At 73.1% G+C, this 24745-nt stretch carries 17 protein-coding genes and 1 pseudogene; 10 read left to right on the plus strand and 8 right to left on the minus strand.

Going from position 1 to position 24745, the window contains the following annotated elements; all coding sequences use genetic code 11:
* Position 1: 1 nt before the first annotated feature.
* The gene (locus FU792_RS04870) at positions 2-1240 is read right to left on the minus strand and encodes a toxic anion resistance protein (RefSeq protein WP_022926256.1); all 1239 of its coding nucleotides are present in this window, start codon (positions 1238-1240) and stop codon (positions 2-4) included.
* A gap of 285 nt (positions 1241-1525) precedes the next feature.
* Positions 1526-2155, minus strand: a complete 630-nt coding sequence (locus tag FU792_RS04875; protein ID WP_022926255.1) for a hypothetical protein — start codon at positions 2153-2155, stop codon at positions 1526-1528.
* A gap of 90 nt (positions 2156-2245) precedes the next feature.
* Between FU792_RS04875 and FU792_RS04880 the strand changes: the two genes are divergently transcribed.
* A complete protein-coding gene (locus tag FU792_RS04880; RefSeq protein WP_022926254.1) occupies positions 2246-3511 on the plus strand; it encodes a DUF445 domain-containing protein in 1266 nt (421 codons plus the stop codon).
* A 135-nt stretch (positions 3512-3646) separates the two neighbouring features.
* Here FU792_RS04880 and FU792_RS04885 read toward each other — a convergent pair whose 3' ends face one another.
* A complete protein-coding gene (locus FU792_RS04885; RefSeq protein ID WP_149814571.1) occupies positions 3647-4732 on the minus strand; it encodes an IS110 family RNA-guided transposase in 1086 nt (361 codons plus the stop codon).
* Between the two features lie 276 nt (positions 4733-5008).
* On the opposite strand from FU792_RS04885, the gene FU792_RS04890 reads away from it, so the two are divergent.
* The 4 genes and pseudogenes from FU792_RS04890 (at position 5009) to coaE (ending at position 11244) form a co-directional block, all read left to right on the plus strand.
* A complete protein-coding gene (locus tag FU792_RS04890) occupies positions 5009-5443 on the plus strand; it encodes a hypothetical protein (protein WP_149814583.1) in 435 nt (144 codons plus the stop codon).
* A 74-nt stretch (positions 5444-5517) separates the two neighbouring features.
* Positions 5518-9653: pseudogene (gene hrpA, locus FU792_RS04895) on the plus strand (ATP-dependent RNA helicase HrpA).
* A 101-nt stretch (positions 9654-9754) separates the two neighbouring features.
* A complete protein-coding gene (locus FU792_RS04900) occupies positions 9755-10429 on the plus strand; it encodes a VOC family protein (RefSeq protein WP_028130993.1) in 675 nt (224 codons plus the stop codon).
* A complete protein-coding gene (gene coaE / locus FU792_RS04905) occupies positions 10426-11244 on the plus strand; it encodes a dephospho-CoA kinase (protein ID WP_022924855.1) in 819 nt (272 codons plus the stop codon). Before FU792_RS04900 ends, coaE begins: the two co-directional genes overlap by 4 nt.
* Before the next feature lie 18 nt (positions 11245-11262).
* On the opposite strand, the gene FU792_RS04910 is transcribed toward coaE, so the two are convergent.
* A complete protein-coding gene (locus tag FU792_RS04910; protein WP_022924854.1) occupies positions 11263-13443 on the minus strand; it encodes a S9 family peptidase in 2181 nt (726 codons plus the stop codon).
* Positions 13444-13541: 98 nt separating this feature from the next.
* Between FU792_RS04910 and FU792_RS04915 the strand changes: the two genes are divergently transcribed.
* Complete coding sequence (locus tag FU792_RS04915) at positions 13542-14513, plus strand: PAC2 family protein (RefSeq protein ID WP_022924853.1); 972 nt, start codon at positions 13542-13544, stop codon at positions 14511-14513.
* Here the strand turns inward: FU792_RS04915 and FU792_RS04920 are convergent.
* Positions 14489-15133, minus strand: a complete 645-nt coding sequence (locus tag FU792_RS04920) for a hypothetical protein (RefSeq protein WP_022924852.1) — start codon at positions 15131-15133, stop codon at positions 14489-14491. The two genes, FU792_RS04915 and FU792_RS04920, sit on opposite strands and share 25 nt — an antisense overlap.
* A 71-nt stretch (positions 15134-15204) precedes the next feature.
* Here FU792_RS04920 and FU792_RS04925 point away from each other — a divergent pair, with 71 nt between their 5' ends.
* The 4 genes from FU792_RS04925 to FU792_RS04940 all read left to right on the plus strand — a co-directional run bounded on the left by FU792_RS04925 (position 15205) and on the right by FU792_RS04940 (position 19609).
* The gene (locus FU792_RS04925; RefSeq protein WP_022924851.1) at positions 15205-15924 is read left to right on the plus strand and encodes an EcsC family protein; all 720 of its coding nucleotides are present in this window, start codon (positions 15205-15207) and stop codon (positions 15922-15924) included.
* A 60-nt stretch (positions 15925-15984) separates the two neighbouring features.
* Positions 15985-17262, plus strand: a complete 1278-nt coding sequence (locus tag FU792_RS04930) for a DUF4192 domain-containing protein (protein WP_022924850.1) — start codon at positions 15985-15987, stop codon at positions 17260-17262.
* Positions 17263-17302: 40 nt separating this feature from the next.
* Positions 17303-17710 carry a universal stress protein gene (locus tag FU792_RS04935; RefSeq protein ID WP_022924849.1) on the plus strand — a complete coding sequence of 136 codons (408 nt, stop codon included), beginning with the start codon at positions 17303-17305 and terminating at the stop codon, positions 17708-17710.
* A 210-nt stretch (positions 17711-17920) separates the two neighbouring features.
* Positions 17921-19609, plus strand: a complete 1689-nt coding sequence (locus FU792_RS04940; RefSeq protein WP_022924848.1) for an RNA polymerase sigma factor — start codon at positions 17921-17923, stop codon at positions 19607-19609.
* A gap of 52 nt (positions 19610-19661) precedes the next feature.
* On the opposite strand, the gene zwf is transcribed toward FU792_RS04940, so the two are convergent.
* From zwf to FU792_RS04955, 3 genes are all read right to left on the minus strand, one after another.
* Complete coding sequence (zwf, locus tag FU792_RS04945; RefSeq protein ID WP_022924847.1) at positions 19662-21098, minus strand: glucose-6-phosphate dehydrogenase; 1437 nt, start codon at positions 21096-21098, stop codon at positions 19662-19664.
* Positions 21099-21161: 63 nt separating this feature from the next.
* A complete protein-coding gene (locus FU792_RS04950) occupies positions 21162-23486 on the minus strand; it encodes a transglutaminase TgpA family protein (protein ID WP_022924846.1) in 2325 nt (774 codons plus the stop codon).
* Complete coding sequence (locus FU792_RS04955; protein WP_022924845.1) at positions 23483-24739, minus strand: DUF58 domain-containing protein; 1257 nt, start codon at positions 24737-24739, stop codon at positions 23483-23485. The genes FU792_RS04950 and FU792_RS04955 overlap by 4 nt, the downstream gene beginning before the upstream one ends.
* Positions 24740-24745 lie beyond the last annotated feature (6 nt).

A 24745-nucleotide genomic window follows, 5' to 3' on the forward strand; every position in this document is an offset into this window, starting at 1 on the left:
GTCAGCCCCGGCGCGAGGGGCCCGAACCCTCGATGTCCAGCTGGCCCGCCGCGAGGCGCACGTCGGTGCGCTGGGCGCGGTCGAGGTAGTCGCGCGACTTCTCGACCTCGCCCTCGAGCACCCCGATCGTCTGCGACATGCCGTCCAGGGCCTGGACCCGGAACTCGTCGATCGCGTCCATCGTGGCGTAGATGTTGGTGAAGGCGGCCTGCAGCTGGTCCAGCCCCAGGGTGGAGGACGCGGCCTGCTCCTGGATGGCGACGGAGTTGTCGCGCAGCAGCTCACTGGTGCTCTGGATCATCTGGGAGGTGGTCTGGTTGAGCGCGGTGATCTGGTCGAGCACGAGCTTCTGGTTGTTGAGCGCCTGCGCGACGAGCACAGCGGTCCGCAGCGCCGAGACCGTCGTGGTGGAGGCTCGGTCGACGCCCTTGATGAGCTCGATGTTGTTCTTCATGACGATGTCGATCGCGAGGTAGTTCTGGATCGACACGGCGAGCTGGGTGAGCAGGTCCTGGTGCTTCTGCCGGACGTAGAACAGGACGTCCTCGCGCAGCGCCTTGGCGCGCTCGGGGTCGCTGCTGTCCAGCTCGGCGATGGTCGCGGCGACCCTGGCGTCGAGCTGCTCGGCGATGTAGACGTACTGGTTCAGCCGTCCCATCGACTCCCACAGCTGCTGCTTCTCCATGTTGAGCGCGGCGTTGTCCTTGGCGAGCTCGTCCTGGCCGCTCTTGAGCGCGTGCAGGATGGCGTCCAGGTGCTTCTCCGCGGACTCGTACTTCTGGAAGTACTTCGTCAGCCGGTCCGAGAACGGCAGCCGCTCGAACCACTTCTTCACCCCGGTGGCCTGGGCCGGGTCGAGGTCCTCCACCGTGTGCCGCAGCTCGGTGAGGGTCTGCGCGACCTTGGACTCCTTGGACACCCCGCCGGACTGGATCGCGCGGACCGGTGACTTCAGCAACCGGTTGGAGGTCTCGGCCGCCGCCCGGATGTCGGCGTCGCCCATGGTGCGGACGTCAGCCGCGCGCTGGGCGAACTCGGGCGACTTCGTCTCGGTCCCGGTCAGCCCGGCGAGATAGGTCTCGACCTTGGCGTCCAGGGCGGGCATCGCCTCGGGGTCGACCTGCGGCGCCATCTTCGGCGCGGCCGTCTGGGCGACGGGCTCGGTCGGGCGGGGCGCGGTCAGCACCAACGACTCACCCTCGGGCTCGGGCGCGGCGAGCGGCTGCGGCTGGTCGGTCATCGTCTCTCCTCGGGTGGCCGTGTCGTCGTGCTCCCGCCCCCCGTCAGGATGCGAGGCACACGCTGTGACGCGCCCATTGTGTCGTGCGTTCCACCTTGGCACACGGGGGATACCTCCCGGCGTGCCATCTGTCACCCACCGGGCGCCGCGAGTGGTTGCCCTGCACCCCATCGGCGAAGAGGTCGATTCCGAGACATCCCCGGTGCAGTCGCGCGCTTTCGGGACCGAGGGGGCGCGGCCCGACGCGTGGTCAAGGCGTCATCCACGCCGATGCTGGTGGGAGCCTCAGCGACCCTCGCCCGGCGGGCGGAAGGTGAGCCCCCGTACGCGCGGACGCTCCGTGCCGGGGGCAGGCGAAGTGACCTGCCCACCGCTCCCGGTCGGGCCTCCGGCGGACGACGGCGCGCCGGTGCGGGCGCCGTCGCGTCGACCGATCACGAGGCCGGCCCCGACGAGCACGACCCCGACCGCCCCGCCGCCGCCGAACCAGCGGGCAGCCACGCGATGAGCGGCCGTCGGCTCGGCATACCCTGGGGTGAGCCGCAGGTCTGCGTCGTCGGGGGCGCAGTCCACCGTGGTGGAGGCCACCCACGCGGGGATGTCGTAGCGCGCGACCCGGCGCAGCTGCTCCTCGCCAGAGCCCAGGAGCGGGCCCGGACCGACCTCGCCCGAGAGGCCGCCGCCGGCGTCGTCCGTCACGGTGCAGGTCACGTCGGGAGCGGTGTCGGCGTCGTCGCCGACGACCTGCCAGACGATCAGCTCGGCGTCGGACGAACGGCCGACTGTCGTGCCGTCGGCCTCGACGGCGACCGCCGAGTCCATCGCGCGAGACGGGCTCTGGGCCAGGGAGGCCGCGCCCAGCGAGACCGGCAGGCAGGTGGCAGCCAGCGCCGCCCCGAGCCGCACCCACCTCATCCGCTGACCATACTCGGACTAGGCTGGACCGGCCGGTCGGTCACGTCCGACCGCTCGTCGTCCGCACCGGCATACCTGCAGGAGGGACCCGTGGAAGGCACCGTCGACCAGCAGCGCGCCGTGATCCGACAGGACGACGCGTCGCGCCGTGCCGGGCTGCGGCAGATGCGCACCGTTGCGACCGGGTTGCTCGTGGTCATGGCGGTCATCTACGTGCTGACCCACGGGCGCGACGGGATCTGGGGATACGTCAACGCGGGCGCCGAGGCGGGGATGATCGGGGCGATCGCCGACTGGTTCGCCGTTGTCGCGCTCTTCCGGCACCCGCTCGGTCTGCCGATCCCGCACACCGCTCTGGTCCGTCGGCGCAAGGACGACCTCGGGGCGAGCCTCGAGCAGTTCGTCACCGACAACTTCCTCACCCCGCAGGTGCTCAGGGACAAGCTCCTCGACGCCCAGGTCGTGCACCGGGTCGGCGAGTGGCTGCGCGAGCCCGAGCACGTCGAGCGCGTGGTCTCCGAGGCGGCGCCCTTCCTGCGCCGTGCCGTCGAGCGCCTGGACGAGGACGAGATCCGCACCTTCGTCGACGACGTCGTCCTCCCGCGGGTGCGCGAGGAGCCGCTGTCCCCGGTCGCCGGTCACCTCCTGGAGCGTGTCGTCGAGGACGGCTCGCACCACGGGCTCGTCGACCTCTTCGCCCGGGAGCTGCACGCCTGGCTCGCCCTGCACCAGGACCAGGTAGAGACGATCGTCCGCTCGCGCGCCCCGGCCTGGGCCCCGACCTGGGTCAACGACCAGGTGACCCGACGGGTCTACACCGAGGTGCTGCGCTGGGCCCGCGACGTCAAGGACGACCCGGAGCACACCGTGCGGCACGCCCTCGACGCCTACCTGGCCGAGCTGGGCCGCGACCTGCAGGAGGACGAGCGGACCCGCGAGCGCTTCGAGTCGCTCAAGGAGCGGGTCCTGGACCACCCGCAGGTGAGCGCGACGGGCGTCGCCCTCGGGGAGACGCTGCGCACCTCCGTCCTCGACGCTCTGGACGACCCGCAGGGGGCGCTGCGCACCCGGATGAGCACCGGGCTGGCGGCGCTGGGTCGACAGCTCGTCGACGACGAGCGGCTGCAGGCGCGGTTGGACGCGTGGGTCGCCGACACCGTGGTGTCCCTGGTCCAGCGCTACGGGCCTGAGCTCACCTCGGTCATCTCAGGGACCATCGCGCGATGGGACGCTCGCGAGGCGTCGGACAAGATCGAGCTGCACGTCGGTCGCGACCTGCAGTTCATCCGGCTCAACGGCACCGTCGTGGGCGCGCTGGTCGGACTGGTGATCCACGCGGTCTCCCAGCTGCTCTGAGGGGCACCACCGGGCATACCGCCCCTCCGGACCGACGTCGGCCTAGCAGGAGCTTCATCGGCATACATCCCGATGGAGGTCGTGCTACCCCGACGTCGGTCCCAGGTATGCGGGGGCTGATGCTCCTATGACCTGTCAAGCGGCTGGATCGAGGGTTGATGGTGCTTGCGGTGGGGCTGTGTCGTGGGCGAGTTCGGCGCGGATGGTGGGCAGGAGCTCGCGGACGAGGTAGCGCTTGAGGCAGCGGATGATCTCGGGTTTGCTCAGGTTCTGCTCGCTGCGTCGGGCCCGGTAGGCCTTGGTCCTGTCGTCGTGGCCGAGACGGACCATGATGATCCGCCAGAGGGCTTCGTTGGCGTGCCTGTCACCGCCGCGGTTGAGCCTGTGGCGGTCGGTGCGTCCGGAGGATGCGGGCAGTGGGCTGACCCCGCACAGTGCGGCGAAGGAGGCCTCGGACCGGATGCGGTCGGGGTTGTCACCAGCGGTGATGAGCAGCTGAGAGGCGGTATCGGGGCCGACACCGAAGTGGTCCAGCAGTCCGGGGGCGGTGTGCTTGACCAGGGCGTCGAGGTCGGCGTCGGCCTCGGCGATCTCCTCGGCCAGGACCAGGCAGCGGCGAGCGGTCCGGCGCAGCGCGAGCTTGACCGCCTGCTCAGGCTCATGCAGGCGGTCGCGGTCCGGGCGCAGCCGCGCACACGCCTCGACGCGGGTGGTGCCGCTGAGTCCGTGCAGCTGCTCGCGGACCGAGTGCGGCGCGGTGATGACCAGCTGCACCAGGGCGGAGCGGGCAGCGACCATCGCCTTCATCGCGGCCCTCTTGGTCGCCTTCAGCGCGCGCAGCGACTCCACCGGCCCGGTGCGCGTCTTGGGTGTCGTCGTGGCCGTCCTGGCCAGCACGGCCCGGGCTGCGGCCTCGGCGTCCAGCGGGTCGCTCTTGCCCCGCTGACGACGCTGCTTGCGATCCGCGCGGTCGACCTCGACCACGTCCACGTCCTGGGCTGTGAGGTAGCGGGCGAGCTGGGCACCGTAGGACCCGGTGCCCTCGACCCCGACGCGGTCGACCTGCCCGTGCGAGCTCAGCCATCCCAGGGCTCGCCTGTTACCCGCCGCGGTCGCCGGGACACTCCTGGTGCCCAGCAGCCGGCCCTGGGCGTCGAGCGCGGCCAGGGTGTGCGTGTCGGCGTGGGTGTCGACCCCGCCGATGACGGTAGATGTCACCATGATTGGCGTCCTTCCGACTCTGATCCAGTTGGTTGGACACGCACCACCGGTCGGGCGGACAGCACAGTGACGAGGCCTACGCCAGGCTCCTATCAGGTCACGATCCGTCTGGCTGGTGCGTGCGCCCCGTCCGGCGACAGATCAGGCCAAAGGCACCAAGCCGGTGGACAACAGGGTCAGCCGGGCGGGACTTCCATCGAGCGTAACGACGGCACCAACAGCATCACTGTGGACAACTTCTGCGCGACGATCGCGCGCCGGGGCAGGCTGGCGGGTATGAGTTTCGAGAACCTTCCTGATGACTGGCCCGCCCGTCCGCTCGACGACCCGGTGCTGGCCGCCGATGTCGTGGACCTCGTCGTGAGCGACGCCGACCGCGCCGCCGGCGCGCTGGGCTTCCTCCTCTGCCGCCCCGGCGGCACGCTGGCCCAACCCGTCGTGGTGGGGGAGGTGGCGCAGGAGGACCCGACCCAGGTGGTGGCGCGGATGATCCCGGTCATCGCGGACCTGCCGGACACGCCCGGATTCGTCCTGGCGCTCGCCCGCCCGCGTGGCGGGGTCGGCGACGCCGATCGGGCCCTGCACCAGTACGCCCTCGACGCCTGCGAGGACGCCCGCCTGACCCTCTGGGGCACCTTCCTCGCCACCCACGCGGGAGTGACCCACCTGCCGGTCGCCTCCGGCCTGGTGCCCCGCAGCGGCGCGGCCTGAGCCGCAGAGCCGCCGCCGGACCGGGACGCCGCCGCTCGGAAACCCGGTGGTGCCGCCTCGTTAGAGTGGAGGGCGTGCCCGAGCCCGACCGACGTGACCCCGACGCGGGCACCGGTCGACGGCAGGGGGGCCGGGGTCGCGCAGGCTCCGGGCGTCGTGGCCGGCGCCGGCCGCGCGGCACAGGGTCACCGACACGCTCGGACCCGGGGTCGGACCGTCGCTCACGCGGAGCCTCGCGAGAGCAGGCCGCCGCGGCGACCGCCGCCCGACGGGCGGCCCAGCCGGCCCCCGGATCGTTGCACTACCCGCCCGAGCTGCCCGTCTCCGAGCGGCGGCAGGACCTGCTGCAGACGGTCGCCGAGCACCAGGTGGTGATCGTCGCGGGGAGACCGGGTCGGGCAAGACCACCCAGCTGCCGAAGATCTGCCTGGAGCTGGGGCGCGGGGTCGAGGGCATGATCGGCCACACCCAGCCGCGCCGGATCGCGGCGCGGTCGGTGGCCGAGCGGGTCAGCGAGGAGCTCGGCGCCGAGCTCGGCACCGTCGTGGGATACCAGGTGCGCTTCACCGACGTCTCCCGCGCGGACACCCTGGTCAAGGTCATGACCGACGGGATCCTGCTCTCGGAGCTCCAGCGCGACCGCGACCTGCGCCGCTACGACACGCTCATCATCGACGAGGCGCACGAGCGCAGCCTCAACATCGACTTCATCCTCGGCTACCTGCGCCGGCTGCTCCCGCGACGACCCGACCTCAAGGTGATCATCACCTCGGCCACCATCGACGTCGAGCGCTTCGCGGAGTTCTTCGCCGACGAGCAGGGGCGGCCGGCACCGGTCATCGAGGTCTCCGGCCGCACCTACCCGGTCGAGGTCCGCTACCGGCCGCTCACCCGTGAGGAGCCGCCGCGGGGCCGTGGGGCCGACGCCGAGCCCCGGCAGGTCGAGATCGACCAGGTCACCGGGGTGGTCGAGGCGGTCGAGGAGCTGTGGACCGAGGACACCGGGCGCGACGGCGCGGGCGAGGACGTGCTCGTCTTCTGCTCCGGCGAGCGGGAGATCCGGGACGTCTGCGACGCGCTCGCCGGGCTCGACCTGCCCGACACCGAGGTGCTGCCGCTCTACGGCCGGCTGTCCGCCGCCGAGCAGCACCGCGTCTTCGCCCGGCACACCGGCCGACGCATCGTCGTCTCCACCAACGTCGCCGAGACCTCGCTCACCGTCCCCGGCATCCGGTATGTCGTGGACACCGGCACCGCGCGGATCAGCCGCTACAGCCAGCGGCTCAAGGTGCAGCGGCTGCCGATCGAGCCGATCAGCCAGGCCTCGGCCAACCAGCGGGCCGGGCGCTGCGGGCGCCTCGCCGACGGCATCGCGATCCGGCTCTACAGCGAGGAGGACTTCGCGAGCCGGCCCGAGTTCACCGACCCCGAGATCCTGCGGACCAACCTGGCCAGCGTCATCCTGCAGATGACCAACCTGGGGCTGGGGGAGATCGAGAAGTTCGGCTTCCTCGAGCCGCCGGACCCGCGGCAGGTCGCCGACGGCGTCCGGCTGCTCACCGAGCTGCAGGCCATCGACCCCAAGGCACCCGCGCACCTGCCGCGCCAGCGCCTCACCCCCTACGGCCGGGCCATCGTCGGCCTGCCGGTCGACCCCCGGCTCGCGCGGATGCTCCTCGAGGCCGAGCGGCAGGGGGCTCTCCAGGAGGTGCTCGTGGTCGTCGCGGCGCTGTCCATGCAGGACGTGCGCGAGCGACCCGCGGACCGGCAGCAGCAGGCGGACCAGGCGCACGCCCGCTTCCGCCGCGCGGGCGGTGCGCAGGGCCCGCCGAACCCTCGACAGCCGGCATCGAAGGACCAGACCGACAAGGACGCCAAGGACGTCGTCGACAGCGACTTCCTCGTCGTCCTCAACCTCTGGCGCTACCTCCAGCGGCAGCAGAAGCAGCTGTCCGGCAGCGCCTTCCGGCGGATGTGCAAGGCCGAGTTCCTGCACTACCTGCGGGTGCGGGAGTGGCAGGACCTGCACACCCAGCTGAAGCGGGCCGTCAAGCAGCTGGGGATGGAGCTCAACCAGCACCCGGCCACCAGCGACCAGGTGCACTCCTCGCTGCTCACCGGGCTGCTGTCCAACGTGGGGATGTGGGAACGCGAGGCACGGGCATACCTCGGCGCCCGCAACGCCCGCTTCGTCATCCAACCCGGCTCCGTCCTCCATCGGAGGAACCCCGAGTGGGTGATGAGCGCCGAGCTCGTCGAGACCACCCGGCTCTGGGCGCGGACCAACGCGGTCATCGACCCGGCCGAGGTGGAGCGAGTAGCCGCGCACCTGGTCAAGCGGTCCTACAGCGAGCCCCGCTGGTCGCGCTCGGCCGGGTCGGCGGTCGCGGACGAGCGGGTGACGCTCTACGGCATACCCCTCGTCGCGGGACGCGCGGTGCCGCTGGGGCGGATCGACCCGGAGACCGCGCGCGACCTCTTCATCCGGCAGGGGCTGGTCGAGGAGGACTGGGAGACGCGGCACGACTTCTTCCACGCCAACCGGCGGCTGGTGCGCGAGCTGGGCCAGCTCGAGGAGCGGGCGCGGCGCCGCGACATCCTCGTCGACGACGAGACACTCGTCGAGTTCTACTCCGCCCGGATCCCGGAGCAGGTGGTGTCCGGCGCGCACTTCGACACCTGGTGGAAGACGGCACGCCGCGAGGACCCGCAGCTGCTGACCTTCACCGAGGACCTCCTGGTGGGCGACGCCGGCGACCGGGTGAGCGGTCTCAGCGAGGACTTCCCGACCGAGCGGACCCAGGGCGAGCTGACCGTCGGGCTGACCTACCAGTTCGAGCCGGGTGCTGACGCCGACGGGGTCACCGCGCACCTGCCCGTCGAGGTGCTCAACCAGGTGCAGGACGAGGGTTTCGACTGGCTCGTGCCGGGGATGCACGAGGAGCTGGTGACGGCGCTGGTCAAGGCTCTGCCGAAGGACGTGCGCCGCAACTTCGTGCCGGCTCCGGACCATGCGCGCGCCGCGCTCCGGGGTATGCGCGAGGCCGGCGTGGTCGGGCAGGTCCCGGTCCGGGAGGCGCTGGCGGCCGAGCTCACCGGCCGCGGCCTGGTGCGCGTGGATCCCGCGGACATGCCGTGGGAGCGGGTGCCGGACCACCTGCGGATGACCTTCCGGGTCGAGCGCGCGGTGCGGCCGGGCGGGGGCAAGGGGCGGGGCCGGCGGCGCGGACGGGCCGAGGTCCTCGGCGAGGGCAAGGACCTCGCGGCGCTGCAGGAGCAGCTGGCGCCCGCCGTGCGCAGCTCGATGGCTGCCGCGGCCTCGGGCGTGGAGCGCACCGGTCTGACGGTGTGGCCCGGCGACCTCGATCCGTTGCCCGAGACCTTCAGCCGGCAGGTGGGGCCGCGTGAGGTGCAGGGCTACCCGGCGCTGGTCGACGCCGGTGACGCGGTGGACGTGCGCGTGCTCGCGACGCGCTCGGAGGCGGACCGGGAGACCCGGCGCGGCGTGCGCCGGTTGCTGCTGCTCGGCACGACACCGCCGTGGAAGCGGCTGCTGGCGTTGCTCTCCAACAGCCAGAAGCTCTCGCTCGGCCACAACCCGCACGGCTCGGTGCCCGCCCTGCTCGAGGACGCGCTCGCCGCGGCGGTCGACTCGGTCGTGGCCGAGCAGCCGGGGGCCACGGTGCGCACGCCCGCGCAGTTCGAGGCAGCGCTGGCCGGGGTGCGGCAGCAGAGCGTGCCGCGGGTGCTGGAGATCGTGGAGTCGCTCGTCCCGATCCTCGACACGGCGCGCGAGGTCTCGCTGCGGCTGCAGCGGCTGGACGCCCCAGCCGCGGCGGACCTCGCCACCGACCTGCGGCGACAGCTCGACGCACTCGTGCGGCCGGGCTTCGTGACCGACGTCGGGTATGCCCGGCTGCCGCGGATGGTGGTGTGGCTGCGGGCGATGGCCGAGCGGCTCGACAAGGGGGTGCAGGACTTGCCCCGGGACCGGCAGCGGATGGGGGACGTCGGAGTCGTCGAGTCCGAGCTCGCGTCCTTCCTCGACGGGCTGCCCCCGCACCGCCGGGAGGACCCCGACGTCCGCGAGGTGGTGTGGTCCCTGCAGGAGCTGCGGGTCTCGCTCTTCGCCCAGCGCCTCGGCACGCCCGCCCCCGTCTCGCCGAAGCGGATCTACGCCGCCATGGATCGCGCCGAGTCCGCCGGCTAGGGCCGCGGGTACTCGCTGACCCAGAGATCCACGAGGACCTCCTACCGTCCGGTCGGGCGACGCAGACCGTGCGGCCGGTCGTGATCTGGCAGAGTCGCGGTATGTCCTCCGAGACGCTGACCGACCACGCGCTGTCCACCGACCCCGAGCTCTCCGACTGGCGGGTGCTGCTCGGGAGGCTGCAGACCCGCTTCGCCTCGCCGGACTTCTCGACCGGGGCCCGGCTGGTGTCGCGGATCGCCGAGCTCGCCGACGAGCTGGACCACCACCCCGACGTCGACCTGCGCTACCCGCACGTCACCGTCTCCACGGTCAGCCACGACGTCCGTGCGCTCACCACGCGCGACCGGGCGCTCGCCGTCGCGATCACCGCCGCCGCCGCTGAGCTCGGGCTGGACGCCACGCCGCACGAGGTCGCGGCGCTGGAGATCGCGCTCGACGTCACCGACGCCCCGTCGGTCGAGCCGTTCTGGGCGGCCGTGCTCGGCTACGCCGAGGCCGGCGAGCACCAGCTCGAGGACCCGGCGGGGCGGCTGGCCCCGATGTGGTTCCAGCAGATGGACGACGGCCGGACCCAGCGGGGCCGCTTCCACCTCGACATCACCGTCCCGCACGACCTCGCGCAGGAGCGGGTCGCTGCGGCGCTCGCCGCCGGCGGCACCCTGGTCACCGACGAGTTCGCCCCGTCGTGGTGGGTCCTCGCCGACCCCGAGGGCAACGAGGCCTGCGTCTGCACCTGGCAGGGGCGCGAGGGCAGCGGCGAGATCTCGTCATGACTCTGCGCGTCGGGCTCTCCGGCGGCATCGGGTCGGGCAAGTCGACGGTCTCGGCCCTGCTCGCGGACCTCGGCGCGGTGGTGGTCGACGCGGACGCCGTGGCGCGCCAGGTCGTCGAGCCGGGTATGCCCGCCCTCGCGCAGATCTCCGAGCGGTTCGGGCCGGAGGTGCTGGCACCCGACGGGTCGCTCGACCGGCCCGCGCTGGGCCGGGTCGTCTTCGGCGACGAGCAGGCCCGGCGTGACCTGGAGGCCATCACCCACCCGCAGATCCGGCGCCGCTCCGCCGAGCTCATGGCCGCGGCACCGGACGACGCGGTCGTCGTCCACGACATCCCGCTGCTCGTCGAGCTGGGGATGGCCGCCGACTACGCGCTCGCGGTGATCGTCGACGTGCCCGAGGGCGAGCGGGTGCGTCGGCTGGTGCAGGACCGCGGCATGGACGAGCAGGCGGCCCGCGACCGGGTGCGGGCCCAGGCCGACGACGCCGCCCGCGCCGCGGCCGCCGACGTGCTGCTCGACAACACGGGCACCAGGGACGACCTGCGACGACGAGTCACCGAGCTCTGGCACGAGCGGCTGCTGCCCTTCGAGGCGTCGCTGCGCTCGCGGACCCCTCCCGAGGGCGCCCGCGAGCCCGCCCCCGGCAGCCCGGAGCACGAGCGGCTCGCGGCGCGGGCCCGCAGCGGCACCGACCCGGACGCGCTGCGGCGCCGGGGGATCGTGCCCGCTCCGGACGGCAGCGGGTCGCTCATCTGGTGCTGCCCGCCGGCGCCGCTGCTCTGGTCGCCCGGCGTCACCGCCGCCGAGGGGTAGCCGGCCCGGCCGGCCCGGTCAGGACGCGCCGGGGGAGCCGTCCTCGCGCGAGCCGTCCTTCGTCGGCGGGGTCAGGCCGAGGTGCTCCGCCGCGGGCGGCGGCTCCTCGCCGAGGACGTGCTCGGCGAGGAAGGCGCTGACGGTGGCATACCAGACGGTGGCGTGCTGGGGCTTGAGGATCCAATGGTTCTCCTGCGGGAAGAAGAGGAACCGGTGCGGGGTCGTGCCGTCCTCCGCCTGCGGCAGCCCGGAGCGCGAGAGCAGCTCGTACCACAGCCGCAGGCCCTCACCGATCGGCACGCGGTAGTCCTTGTCCCCGTGGATGACCAGCATCGGGGTGACGATGTCCCCGATGAAGCGGTGCGGGCTGTTGGCCTGCGCCATCTCCGAGGTCATCTCCCGCTGCCAGTAGAACGCGGCGTCCGTCGTCGGCCCGAAGCCGTCCAGGGCCCAGAGCGAGGCGTGCGTGACGACCGCCCGGAACCGGTCGGTGTGCCCGGCGATCCAGTTGGCCATGTAGCCGCCGAAGGAGCCGCCCATCGCCGCGGTCCGGTCGGCGTCGAGGTCGTCTCGTCCCAGGGCCGCGTCGGTGATCGCCATGAGGTCGGTGTAGGGCGCCTGGCCCCACGCGCCCCACCCGCGCTGCACGAAGTCCTGCCCGTAGCCGGTCGAGAGCGCCGGGTCGGGCAGCAGCACGGCATACCCCTGCGCGGTCATCAACCACGGGTTCCACCGCCAGGTCCAGGCGTTCCACGACCCGAGCGGGCCGCCGTGCACCCACAGCAAGAGCGGGTGGCCGACGTCCGACGCCGGCTCACCCTCCGGGAGAGCCAGCCAGGCGCGGACCCGGCTGCCGTCCTCCGCGGTGGTGTCGACCTCCTCCAGCCGGCCCGGGAGCGTCGGTCGCTCGGCCGGACCGGGGAGGCGGGTGACCTCCCCGGTGGCCAGGTCGAGGCGGGCGAGCTCGGGTGGGAAGAGGTAGGACGAGCGCACGCCGTAGGCGGTGGCGCCGTCGGGGGAGAGGACCAGCTCGCTCCAGGCGGCGTCGTCGTGGGTGACCTGGGTGACCTCGCCGGTGGCGACGTCGATCCGGAAGACCGGCCGCCGACCCTCGCTGTCGGCGAGCGCGATCACGGAGGCGCCGTCCGGGGTCCACGCGACGGGCTGCGCCCAGCGGTCCCAGTCGTGGGCCAGCGCTGTCGTCTCCCCGGTCGTGGTGTCCATGAGGTGCAGCCGGGGGCGTGGCGCGCTCGTCGGCGAGGTGATCTCGCTGATGACGACGACGGCGCGGGCGCCGTCCGGGCTCACCGGTCCCGCGTGCGCGTCGTGGCCCGGCGTGTCGACCAGGGTGCGCGTCCGCCCGCTGTCGAGATCCACCCGCACGACGCCCTCGCGCAGGTCCGCCCGGCCCTGGGTCACGGTGAGCCCGACGAGCGCGAAGCTCCCGTCCGGAGCGACCACGGGGCTGGGCTCGTGCAGGGGTGTCGGCAGGTCGCCGGTGAGCAGGCGCAGGTGCACCTCGCGGGCGCGGTCGACGGTTCCGGGCAGCTCGGCGGGTGCCTCGTGCTCCGTGTCCTCCGGGACGGCCTCGACGCCCGCTGCGGGACCGTCGTCCAGGGCGAAGACCTGCGGCCGCGCCGGGCCGAGGTCGTGGTCCCAGTAGCGGATCGGGTAGGACGTGTGCAGGATCGCGTCGACCTCGGCCTTGCGGCGGCTCGCGGACAGCTGTGCGTGCTCCGCCTCCGTGGACGCCCCCGGCAGCAGCCCCGCGACGACGAGGACGCGATCGGCGTCCCGGGCGGTCGCCACCGCGTCGACGCCGCCGGGGCGGCTCAGCACGACCCGCGCCTCCCCGCCGCGGCGCGGGATGGTCCACAGCGCCGCGCCGGCAGCGGAGCTCTCGGCGGCGTCGTCCTGCTGGCCGTCCGGGTCCGGGCGGGCGGAGGTGAAGTAGAGGTCGCCGTCGGCGGCGAAGGCCCCGCCGCTCTCGCCCTTGGCGCTGCGCGTGATCCGGTATGCCGGTCGCTCGCCCGTCGGGTCGACCTCCCACAGCGCGGAGACGTAGCCGGTCCCGGCGCCGTTGAGGGTCGCCACAGAGGTGACCAGGCGGGTGCCGTCGGGGCTCAGCGCGAGGCCGGAGACACGGGGGAGGGCGACGTAGTGGGACAGGTCGTGGAAGGGCGTCCGGGGGGAGGGCATACCTCGTTCCTATCATCGGCGCCCGCACGTCTCGCGCCGACATGGAATCCTGGGTGCCGGACCGACGTTGTGCTGGGCAGACCCCGAGAGGAGACACCGTGACGACGCACTCGCCGCTGTTCCGGCTGGAGGCTGACGCCGCCCGCCAGCCGCAGCCCGCCCCGCTGCTGCTGGTCTCGCTGGACGGCTTCCTCGACGCCGGCCAGGTGCGCTCGACGCTGGCCGAGCACCTGCTGGACACCCTCGAGCACGAGGTCGTCGCGACCTTCGACGTCGACGAGATGGTCGACTACCGGTCGCGGCGCCCGTTGATGACCTTCGACTCCGACCACTACACCGACTACGACGACCCCTCGCTCATCCTCTACCGGATGGTGGACGCCGCGGGCGAGCCGTTCCTGCTCCTGCACGGGGTGGAGCCGGACTACCGGTGGGAGGGCTTCGTCGAGGCGGTGCGCCAGCTCGGGATGGCCTTCGGGGTGCGACGGATGGTCAGCGCCCACGGCATCCCGATGGCGGTGCCGCACACGCGACCGGTCGGCACCACCCGCTTCGCCAGCGACAACTCGGTGCTCGGGGACTACACCCCCATCTTCGGGCAGGTCCGCATCCCCTCCAGCGCGGACTCGCTGCTGCACCTGCGGCTGGCCGAGTCCGGCCTGCTCACCATGGGCGTCGCGGTCCACGTGCCGCACTACCTCACCGAGACGCAGTTCGGCGACGCCGTCGTCGCGGCGGCGGACACCCTCATGGACCTCACCGGTCTGGTGCTGCCCACCAAGGAGCTCGTGGCCATGGCCGGGCTGACCCGGGGCCGCATCGAGGAGGAGCTGGCCAGCAACGACGAGGCGCGCGAGGTCGTCGAGGGGCTGGAGCAGCGTTACGACCACTTCATCGAGGGCCAGCGGCGCAAGAGCCTGCTCGCGGCCGAGGTGGCCAACCTGCCCAGCGCCGACGAGATCGGTGCCCAGCTCGAGGCCTTCCTGCGCGATCCGGAGGCCGCCGACGAGACGGACGAGTCCGACGACGACGCCCCGCCCGCGGATCAGGGTGGCGGCGGCAGGTCGTAGCGCGGCCCCGTGGGCCCGCCCTGCGGCGGGCCGGACGGCGGCGGTCCGTAGGGATCCCGCGTCGGGGGAGCGGTGCGCGGGTCCAGGGTGTATGCCCCGGGATCCGGGCCCTGCTCCGGCTCGGTCCGGCGCCGGGCGAGCACGGCCAGCACGGCGCAGGCCAGACCCAGCGGCAGCAGGAGGAGGCCGAGCGTGAGCCCGGTGCCCCCGCGCAGGCCCGTGGGGGCGGTGGCCGGCCCGAACGGCCCGGCGTAGACGGTGTCCTCGGTGTCGCAGACCAGCGGCAGGTCGCCGATCGGATGGCCGGCCGGGGTGCGCGCGACCTCGTGGAACTGCTCGCCCCCCACCCGGGTGGTGAAGTCCTCGCCCGGGCGCTCCAGGGTCTCAGAGTCCAAGGTGCAGACCGTGTCGGCCCGCGTGCCGGCGCTGCGCGACCAGACGGACAGGCCGTCGGCACCCACGCTGACCCGGTCCCCGGCGACCACGCCCACCATGTCCGCGCTCGCGCGGTCGCGCGAGCCGAGGACCCCCAGCACGAGCAGGACCAGGCCCGCCACGGTGAGCAGCGCCGCCAGCGGCCAGAGGACCCGCGCCCCCGGCGGCCGCTGCGGAGACGTCATACCGCGCAACCTAACGCACCCCGTGTCAGGATGAGGCGCAGACAGGCCCCCCAGACGTGAGGAGACATGACGTGGCTCGACGTGAGTCCGAGGTCGCGACCGACAACCCCGAGGCGCCCGAGGACGGGCCGCTCGACAGCCTGGCCAACGCCTTCGTCGGCAAGCTGCTCGACTTCGGCGTGGACGGGGTGGGGCCGCTGCAGTCCTCGAGCCAGGTGCTGGTCAAGGCGCGCCGGGAGAAGGGCCAGGACGACGAGAAGGTCGTGGACGAGATCGTCTCCGACCACATCAAGAAGGCCGCCGTCGGCGGCTTCGTGACCGGCGTCGGCGGCATCTTCACGATGCCGGTGGCGATCCCGGTCAACGTGCTGGAGTTCTACACCCTCGCGACCCGGATGGTGGCGGCCATCGCCGAGCACCGCGGCTACGACGTGAAGAGCAAGGAGGCGCGCGCCGCCGTGCTCCTCTCGCTCGTCGGCGCGGACGCGGACGACCTCATGCGCAAGGCGGGCATCTCGACCGCCGCCGGCCTCACCGGGTCCGGGCGGCTCGCGACGCTGGCGATGTCGAGGCTGCCCAAGGCCGCGTCCATGATGGTCAACAAGGCGGTCGGCTTCCGGCTGCTCACCACCGTCGGCGGCAAGGCCCTGGGGCGGCTCATCCGCTTCGTCCCGGTCGCGGGCGGCGTCATCGGCGCCGGTCTCGACGGCTACCTCATGAAGCGGATCGCCGACCATGCGCGCGCGGAGTTCGCGCCGCGGCCGGAGGTGGCGGGCGAGCAGCCCGGCTGAGTTATCCACAGATCGCGAGCGGGCCCGTCACGGCGGGCCCGCTCGCGGCACGCTGGGGGTATGACGACACACGAGCCCGGGGGGCGCTCGCGCCGGCACGACGTTGCCGCTGACCACGACGCCCACGACCACGCCCACGACCACGACGGCGCCCCTGACCAGCGCGGCCGTCGCGACCACGACGAGCACGATCACCCGTCGCGAGCCGCGACGACCTCGGCCCGGCTGCGCGGCGCCGAGCAGCTGATCGCCGTCCTGCCGCAGCTCATCGGCTACCAGATCGACCACAGCGTGGTCGTGGTGGCGGCCCGGATCGGCGGGCCTCACGGCCGGTCCGTGGGGCAGATGATCTTCACCGGTCGACTGGACCTCCCGCCGCCCGAGGCGATGAGCGACCACCTCGACAGCATCCGGACGGCGCTGCTCCAGGCGGACGACGGGTCACCGGGGCCGGTCCTGCTCACCGTCGTGGGCTACGACCTCCCGGAGCGGGAGCCGGGCCACGTCGACGAGGAGCACGTGATCGCCCTGGAGGCCGCGGCCGACCGCCTGGCAGACACCACCGGTGCTCACGTGCACGACCTGCTGCTGGTGCGTGATGAGGGGCGGGAGACCTATGGCGTCCGGCGCGACGGCGAGCACGTGCCGCCGCCGGAGCGAGGCTGGAGACCGACCCCACCGGCCGCGGACGTTCCGGTCGCCGCCGATCTGGTGCTGCAGGGCCGCGTCGCCCTGCCCAGCCGGGCGGCCCTCGCCGAGCTGGTGCGTCGCCGGGACGAGCCGGCGGCGCGGGCCACCGCCCTGGCCCTCGGGATCCTCGACCTCGACCCGACCCGGCACGACCCCGGCGCGATGCTGCGGGCGCTGACGGCCTGGCTGACCGACGGTGTCCCGCCGACGGCGGGCCAGCGCGCCGGCATCGCCTGGACGCTCGCCGACCGGGAGGTGCGCGACGCCGTCCTGGCCCGCTGGCTGCCCGAGCTCGGCTGGGACGACGGCCTCGGGCAGGACGGCGCGAGAGACCTGTGCGCGGGGTTGGCCGCCTTCCCCGGCGAGGGATGGCGGGAGCCGGTCGGGCGGCTGCTGGCCCTGGCGGGGGAGGTGCCGCACCCCTTCGACAGCGCGGTCCTGACGATGGTGGCGATGGTCTCCTGGGTGCGCGGCGACGGCACCCTCGCCAACGAGGCCGTCGACACCGCGCTCGAGCGGGACCCCCGGTATACCCTCGCCCGGCTCCTGCGCCGGATGCTGGAGGCCGGCCTGCGACCACCGCGCGGGGCGGGCGTCGGGGCTCGTCCGGACCGACGCTCGGGAGGCCGATCGCCCATGAGGTTGTAGCCTCTCGGCGAAGGCAGTCACCGTCAGGAGGTCCACGTCCATGTCGATCATCGTTGGCTACATCCCCACGCGCGAGGGCCGCGCGGCCCTGGTCGCGGCGCGCACCGAGGCGCTGCTGCGCAAGGTCAAGCTCGTCGTGGTCAACTCCCACCGCGGCGGCCGGGACTTCGACGCGGGGGAGGCGCGGCGGTTCGAGGAGGAGCTGGAGTCCGTGGCCAGCGACCTGGACGGCGCGGGGATCGAGCACGAGGTCCGGGCGCTCGCGCGGGGCAACGAGCCGGCCGAGGACCTCATCGAGGTGGCCGCGGAGTCGGACGCCGACCTCATCGTCATCGGGCTGCGTCGCCGGACCCCGATCGGCAAGCTCATCCTCGGCTCCAACGCCCAGCGGATCCTGCTGGAGGCGCAGTGCCCGGTCCTGGCGGTCAAGGCCGGCGAGGGCGACTGAGGCGCGCCCTCGCCTCGGCCTGCACCGCCGGTCACCCCAACGGGAGGGCTGCCGCGGGCGGCGGGAATGTGTCATCGGCCCGCAGGGTTCTATAATGGTGTAAGTCGCGTGCCGCACCCGGCACCGCTCACCACTTCCTGATCCGCGTCGGGGCGCCCTGCTGCCCTGGCTGCGGCATACCTGCGTCGTCAGAAAGAGTTGGTTCAGCCCGTGACAGCCAGGACGTCCCGCACCAGCACCCCTGAGCTCCCGCCCGCCTTCGAGCACGAGGCCCTGCGTGCCCTGCTGGCCTCCGGGACCGAGCAGGGCTACGTCGAGGCCGACCAGATCAAGACCGCCCTGGAGGCGGCGGAGGTCACCGCGGCCGCGACCCAGAAGAAGGTGCTACGCGTCTTCAGCGACCAGGCGATCGAGGTGCGCGCGGCCGAGCCGGCCCCGGCGCGCCGGCGCAGCTCCACGACGAAGAAGAAGGCGGCTGCCACCAAGGGGACGTCCACGGGCTCCGGGACGACGAGAAAGACGTCAGCCGCCGCGCAGGGCTCGACCTCGACGAAGGCCGCGACCCCGTCGAAGAAGGCCGCCCCGTCGACGACGTCCAGCAGGAGCAAGAGCACCACCAGCAAGAGCGCGTCCTCGGGCGCGAGCGCCGCGAAGAAGAGCACGCCGGCGTCGACGAAGAGCTCGGGCAGCACCCGGGCCGCGGCCAAGACTGCGTCGAAGACCCAGAAGGGCTCCGCGTCCGCGACCCCGACCAAGACCGGCGGCACCGGGCGGCGGAAGAAGAAGGACGTCGTCGAGGAGATCGTCGGGACCGACGCCACCGACCCGGCCGAGGTCGAGGACGCCGAGGACGCCGACGACGCGGCCGAGACCGAGACCCCCGAGGCGGCAAAGACCAAGACGCCGGCCACGAAGGGCGACGAGGACAGCTTCACCCTGTCCACGGCCGACGACGACGACGCCCCGGCCCAGCAGGTCGTGACGGCCGGCGCGACCGCGGACCCGGTCAAGGACTACCTCAAGCAGATCGGCAAGGTCGCCCTCCTCAACGCCGAGCAGGAGGTCGAGCTCGCCAAGCGGATCGAGGCCGGCCTGTTCGCCGAGGAGAAGCTCAACTCGGGCGAGAAGGTCGAGGCCAAGCTCAAGCGTGAGCTGTGGTGGATCTCCAACGACGGCAAGAACGCCAAGAACCACCTGCTCGAGGCCAACCTGCGGCTGGTCGTCTCGCTGGCCAAGCGGTATACCGGCCGCGGCATGCTCTTCCTGGACCTCATCCAGGAGGGCAACCTCGGCCTCATCCGGGCGGTCGAGAAGTTCGACTACACCAAGGGCTACAAGTTCTCCACCTACGCGACGTGGTGGATCCGGCAGGCCATCACCCGGGCCATGGCCGACCAGGCCCGCACCATCCGCATCCCGGTGCACATGGTCGAGGTCATCAACAAGTTGGCGCGCGTGCAGCGGCAGATGCTGCAGGACCTCGGGCGCGAGCCCACCCCGGAGGAGCTCGCCGCCGAGCTGGACATGACCCCGGAGAAGGTCGTCGAGGTCCAGAAGTACGGCCGCGAGCCCATCTCGCTGCACACCCCGCTGGGCGAGGACGGCGACAGCGAGTTCGGCGACCTCATCGAGGACTCCGAGGCCGTGGTGCCGGCGGACGCGGTGTCGTTCACGCTCCTGCAGGAGCAGTTGCACTCGGTGCTCGACACCCTGTCCGAGCGCGAGGCCGGTGTGGTCTCGATGCGCTTCGGGCTCTCCGACGGCCAGCCCAAGACGCTGGACGAGATCGGCAAGGTCTACGGCGTCACCCGCGAGCGGATCCGGCAGATCGAGTCCAAGACGATGTCCAAGCTGCGGCACCCGTCGCGCTCGCAGGTCCTGCGCGACTACCTGGACTGAGCCGACCGGGACCGACCGCGTTGTCCCGGACGGACGGTCGGTCCGGTCGGGGTCAGCCCTTGTTGCCCGTCTCCCGCCACTGCCGCTCGAAGGGCAGCCGCCAGGTGAACGGCGTGATGAGCTGGTGGATCTGGTTCGGTCCCCACGAGCCCTGCTGGTAGGGCCGCACCACCGGCGGGTTGTCGAGCAGCGGCTGCGAGATCTCCCACAGGCGCTCGATGCCGGACGCGGTGACGAAGAGCGTGCGGTCGCCGCGGGCGGCGTCGTAGATGAGCCGCTCGTAGGCCTCCAGCACCGATCCGGCCCAGTCGGTGTCCTGCATCGAGAACTGCATCGACAGCTTGTCCAGCTTCATCCCCGGCCCGGGCCGCTTGCCGTAGAAGCTCAGCGACATCCGGGCGCGGTCGGCCAGGTCGAAGGTCAGGTGGTCCGGGCCGTGGTCGCCCACCCCCGACCCTGGCGGAAACATCGACTGCGGCGGCTCCCGGAAGGCGATCGAGATGATGCGGGCGCCCTCGGCCAGCTGCTTGCCGGTCCGCAGGTAGAACGGCACCCCCGCCCAGCGCCAGTTGTCCACGAAGCACTTCAAGGCGACGAAGGTCTCGGTCTGGCTGTCCTCGGCGACCCCCTTCTCGTCGCGGTAGCCGACGTACTGCCCGCGCACCACGTCGGTGGGCTCCAACGGCAGCATGGACCGGAAGACCTTGTTCTTCTCCCGGCTGATGGCGGCCGGCTCCAGCGACGTGGGCGGCTCCATCGCGGTGAAGGCGAGGATCTGGAACAGGTGGGTCACCACCATGTCGCGGTATGCCCCGGTCTGCTCGTAGAAGTCGCCCCGTTGCGACAGGCCCAGGGTCTCGGGCACGTCGATCTGGATGTGGTCGATGTGGTTGCGGTGCCAGATCGGCTCGAAGAGCCCGTTGGCGAAGCGGAAGGCCAGGATGTTCTGAGCCGGCTCCTTGCCGAGGAAGTGGTCGATCCGGAAGATCTGCTCCTCGTCGAAGACCTGGTGCAGCCGGCCGTTCAGCTCGACCGCCGAGGCGTGGTCGGTGCCGAACGGCTTCTCCATGACGATCCGGCTGCGCTCGACCAGACCCGCCTCGCCGATGGTGCCCACCGCCTCCAGGGCCGCCCTGGGTGGCACCGACAGGTAGTGAAGGCGCAGCAGCTCGTCCCCGCCGAGCTCCTCCTCGGAGCGGTCGACCGCCTCCCGCAGCGCCTGCGGACCGGCGGAGCCGGGCACGTAGTCGAGGTGCTGGGCGAAGTCGCGCAGCGCCGCCTCGTCGCTGTCCCGGACGCTGAACTCCCGGACCGCCCCCGTCGCCAGGTCACGGAACTCGTCGACCGACATCTCGTCCAGCGAGGTGCCGACGACGCGCAGGTCGTCGACCAGCCCGGAGAGGAAGAGGTGCAGCAGCCCGGGGATGAGCTTGCGGCGCGCCAGGTCACCGGTCGCGCCGAAGAGGATCACGGTCAGCGGTGCGGTCATGGCCCCACTCTGTCCTGCCCGCACCCACGAGCGCCACCCGAGGGAGGTCCGGTGCTCCTGCCGTCAGCGACGCAGCAGCCGACGCACGCCTTCGCGCAGCCCCTCGACACCGCTGCCCGGCACCAGGGCGGCACCGGCCCGCTGGTTCCACGCCGAGGTGTGCCGGACCCCGTCGACCACGGTCCGGACCTCCTCGCCCATCCGCTCGGCCTCGTCGTCGGTCACGAGGTCCGGCGCGGCATACCGGGTGCGCTCCAGCGTTGCCGTGGCGCGGCCGAGCGCCTGCTGGCCGTCCTCCTCCATCGCCGTGGCCCGCAGGTAGTGGCGGCGCAGCTCGCGCGGGCTCCGACCGGGAGGAGGGTCCACCCCCAGGTCGGTGAGGGAGCGGGTCAGCAGCTGCCACTGCCCCTCGACCCGTTCGGCCGGCGTGCTCGCGGCCCGCAGCGCAGCCTCCCGGTGTCGGCGTCCGGCGAGCGGCAGCACCAGCAGGAGCAGGCCCAGGCCGACCAGGGCCACCACCGCGCGCAGCACGGTGGGCAGCAGGTCGCCGAGCCGGTCCAGGACGGTCGGGTCGGCGGGCGCCGGCGCGGCGGTCGGCTCGGGGGTCGGCGTGATCTCCTGCGGCACGGTGGCGGTGCTCGGCGCCGTGTCGGGCTCGTCGGTGGAGCGCGCGTAGGCGGGCGGGGTGCCCGCTCGTATGCCGGGCGTGGGCTCGAACCGGGTCCACCCGAGACCCTCGATCCACAGCTCGGGCCAGGTGTGCGCGTCGGAGGCGATGACCTGCCGGGTGCCGTCGTCCTGCGTGGTCCCGGGCAGGAAGCCCACGGCCATCCGGGCCGGGATGCCCTCGTAGCGGGCCATCATGACCATCGCGCTCGCGAACTGGACGCAGTAGCCCTGCCGGGTCTCCAGGAAGGCGCCGATGGGGTCCTCGGCGCCGACCTCGGCAGCCGGTGCGAGCTCCAGGGAGTACTCGTAGTCGCCGTCGGTGCGCAGGTGGTTCTGGATCAGCACCCCCGCCCGCAGGGCGTTGTCCTCCGCGCCCACGACCTCGTCCGCGAGGGCGCCGACCGCCTCGGCGGAGTCCTCGTCCAGGTCGAGCAGGTCGCCGTCGAACTGCTCCGGGTCCGCGGGGGTCTCACCGACCCCCTGCGGCAGCTCGCCGCCGGACTCCAGGCTGAGGTAGGTCGCGTCGTAGCGGCCCACCCGACCCTGCACGACGACGGTGCTGTCCTGGGGGTCGTAGCGGTAGGCGCCGCCCTGCAGTTCCAGCGAGGCCAACGGGCTCGGCGCTGCGAGGTGCGGGGGCTCCAGCTCGTTGGCGAGCACGCTGAACTCGGACTCGGTCAGGGGGACGCCGTCGCCGAGCCCCGGGGGGGCCGGCAGTGGTGCGCCCTGCGGCAGCAGGCCGGAGCTCAGCCGCTCCGGCGCGACCCAGCGACCGTCCTCGAAGCGCTCGGTGGCCGTGACCCGCAGCGGCTGGACGGAGACGGCGTTGGTGCGGTAGGTCACGACCGGGGCGCGGGACTGGTTGCGCAGGTCCTGCGCCGGGTCCATGGTCTCGGTGAAGGACACCTCACCGGTGTCGCCGTCGGCGTCGCGGGCGTCGGGGTTGCGGGCCAGCCCGTCGCCGAAGAAGGTGGGCGGCAGGTGCGGCAGGAAGGCGGCGCCGAGCACCGCAGCCACCAGGGTCAGCGCACCCACGACCTGCGCGAGGCCGCGGTAGGTGCGGGGGCCGGCGGCGACGTCGTCGCCGCCGCGGGACTCCCGGCGGTTCGCCGTAGGCCAGGCCAGGGTGAGGCGCTGCCCCTGCTGGGCGAGCATGAGCAGCCACATCACGAGGACGGCGGCGAAGTACCACGGCTCCATCGCCTGCCCGGTGTTGGAGACCGATACCAGGAAACCCGCCACCAGCGGTATGCCCGCGCTCGCCGGCGCCCGCCCCGTCACCCCCATCGAGTCCACCGAGACCGCGGTCAGGGTGAGCACCGCCACGACGAGGAAGGCGACGCCCTGTGTCGTCGGCGCGGGCGCGGCATACGTCTGCAGGACGGCACCGGCCTGCTGCAGCAACGTGGCGACCCGGTCCAGCGTCGCTCCCGTCGGGACGACCCCGCGCCACAGCGTGTCCCGCAGGTACAGCGCCACCAGGCCGGCCAGCCCGAGCAGGAGCTGCCCCAGGGCCACCACGGTCGGCGGTGCGTCGAGGGTGCGCAGGACCGCGCCGGTGAGGGCCACCAGGACCACCATCGCGACCGCGGGCACCACCCACATCTCCTCGCGCAGCAGGTCGGTGAGCGGCCACGCGACCGCCAGCGTGGCGAGGGCCGCGACGAAGCCCTCGGCCCACAGGCCGCGCTCCCACCACGCCCGGTCGTCGAGCCTCATGCCGACCTGCCCAGGGCAACCTGGCGCAGCGAGACCCACGCCTGCGCGAGCTCGGTATGGGGCCCGACCGTCACGGTGCGCCACCCGGCGTCCGCCAGCACGCCGGTCGGTCTGTCGGTGGGGCTGGAGCCGCCCTGATCCGCCCCGAACCGGGCGGGGTCGAGGACGAAGGCGATGGCGCGTGAGCCCGGCTGCCGGACGGAGGCCAACGAGCGGAGTGCGGCATCGTCGTGGGCGACGACCGCCGCGATCAGGAGCACCCCGCCGGAGGTGAAGGAGGAGGCGGCGGCCGCGACCCGGTCGAGCCGGGCGTCCTCCTCGGGCTGCACCCGGGCGAGGGTGTCCATGAGCGGGCCGAGCTCGACCTGGTGCTCGGCGCTCCCGTCGCGCAGGGTCTCGTCGGCGAGCAGGTGCACGACGAAGCCGTCGGCGACCAGGTGTCGGGCGATCGAGGCGATCGCGCTGACCGCCCATTCGTAGGAGGCGCGCATCCCGGTCCCGGGATGCGCGTCGGCCCGGGAGTCCAGGAGCAGCACGGCCCGGCGTCGGGCGGGACGGTCCTCCTGCCGGACCATGAGCTCGCCCCGGTGTGCCGTCGCCGGCCAGTGCACCCGGCGCAGCTCGTCCCCGTCCCGGTAGGAGCGGATGCTGACGTCGTCCTCCCCGTGCAGCGCGATCATCTGCGGCATCTCACCCTCGCTGCCGCGCGAGCTGCCCCGAAGCCGGTCGTCACCGAGGGACACCACGCGGGGGAGCACCAGCAGCTCGGTGCGGGAGGACAGGTGCAGGGTGCGGAAGGTCAGGCCGAAGGGGTCGCGCTGCCGCAGCACGATGGGCCCGAGCGCATACGCGCCGCGGTGCCGGGACCGGACGGTGTAGCGCAGCCGCCGCTCCTCCCCGGTGCTCATCCGGGGCAGGATGTAGCGCGGCCGGTCGCCGAGCTGGTAGTCGAGGTGCTCCTCGGCGAGGTAGACCGCTGAACGGGCACCGACGTTGCGGAACCGGACCTCGACCTCGCCGCGCTCCTCGGGCGTCAGCCGCTGGGGGGTGACCTCGCGGGACACCGTGAGCCGCGGGGGACGTCGCGGCATGAGCAGCAGCACGAGGACGGGCAGCAGCAGCAGCGCCAGCCCGACCCGGGTGACGTCCTCGTAGCCCAGGAAGGTCCCGGCCACGACGAGGAGCACCCCGAGCACGGCGAAGACCTTGCCGCGCGCGGTGAGCAGCCCCCACGGGGAGCCGGACGTCGTCATGCCCCT

The sequence above is a fragment of the Serinicoccus marinus DSM 15273 genome (assembly GCF_008386315.1).
GTDB lineage: Bacteria > Actinomycetota > Actinomycetes > Actinomycetales > Dermatophilaceae > Ornithinicoccus > Ornithinicoccus marinus.

Coding starts and splice junctions, on each gene's coding strand:
- zwf (WP_022924847.1), bottom strand. CDS start 21,098: ATGACCGCACCGCTGACCGTGATCCTCTTCGGCGCGACCGGTGACCTG.
- FU792_RS04930 (WP_022924850.1), top strand. CDS start 15,985: ATGACGACACACGAGCCCGGGGGGCGCTCGCGCCGGCACGACGTTGCC.
- FU792_RS04920 (WP_022924852.1), bottom strand. CDS start 15,133: ATGACGTCTCCGCAGCGGCCGCCGGGGGCGCGGGTCCTCTGGCCGCTG.
- FU792_RS04955 (WP_022924845.1), bottom strand. CDS start 24,739: ATGACGACGTCCGGCTCCCCGTGGGGGCTGCTCACCGCGCGCGGCAAG.
- FU792_RS04890 (WP_149814583.1), top strand. CDS start 5,009: ATGAGTTTCGAGAACCTTCCTGATGACTGGCCCGCCCGTCCGCTCGAC.
- FU792_RS04870 (WP_022926256.1), bottom strand. CDS start 1,240: ATGACCGACCAGCCGCAGCCGCTCGCCGCGCCCGAGCCCGAGGGTGAG.
- coaE (WP_022924855.1), top strand. CDS start 10,426: ATGACTCTGCGCGTCGGGCTCTCCGGCGGCATCGGGTCGGGCAAGTCG.
- FU792_RS04935 (WP_022924849.1), top strand. CDS start 17,303: ATGTCGATCATCGTTGGCTACATCCCCACGCGCGAGGGCCGCGCGGCC.
- FU792_RS04900 (WP_028130993.1), top strand. CDS start 9,755: ATGTCCTCCGAGACGCTGACCGACCACGCGCTGTCCACCGACCCCGAG.
- FU792_RS04885 (WP_149814571.1), bottom strand. CDS start 4,732: ATGGTGACATCTACCGTCATCGGCGGGGTCGACACCCACGCCGACACG.
- FU792_RS04950 (WP_022924846.1), bottom strand. CDS start 23,486: ATGAGGCTCGACGACCGGGCGTGGTGGGAGCGCGGCCTGTGGGCCGAG.
- FU792_RS04875 (WP_022926255.1), bottom strand. CDS start 2,155: ATGAGGTGGGTGCGGCTCGGGGCGGCGCTGGCTGCCACCTGCCTGCCG.
- FU792_RS04910 (WP_022924854.1), bottom strand. CDS start 13,443: ATGCCCTCCCCCCGGACGCCCTTCCACGACCTGTCCCACTACGTCGCC.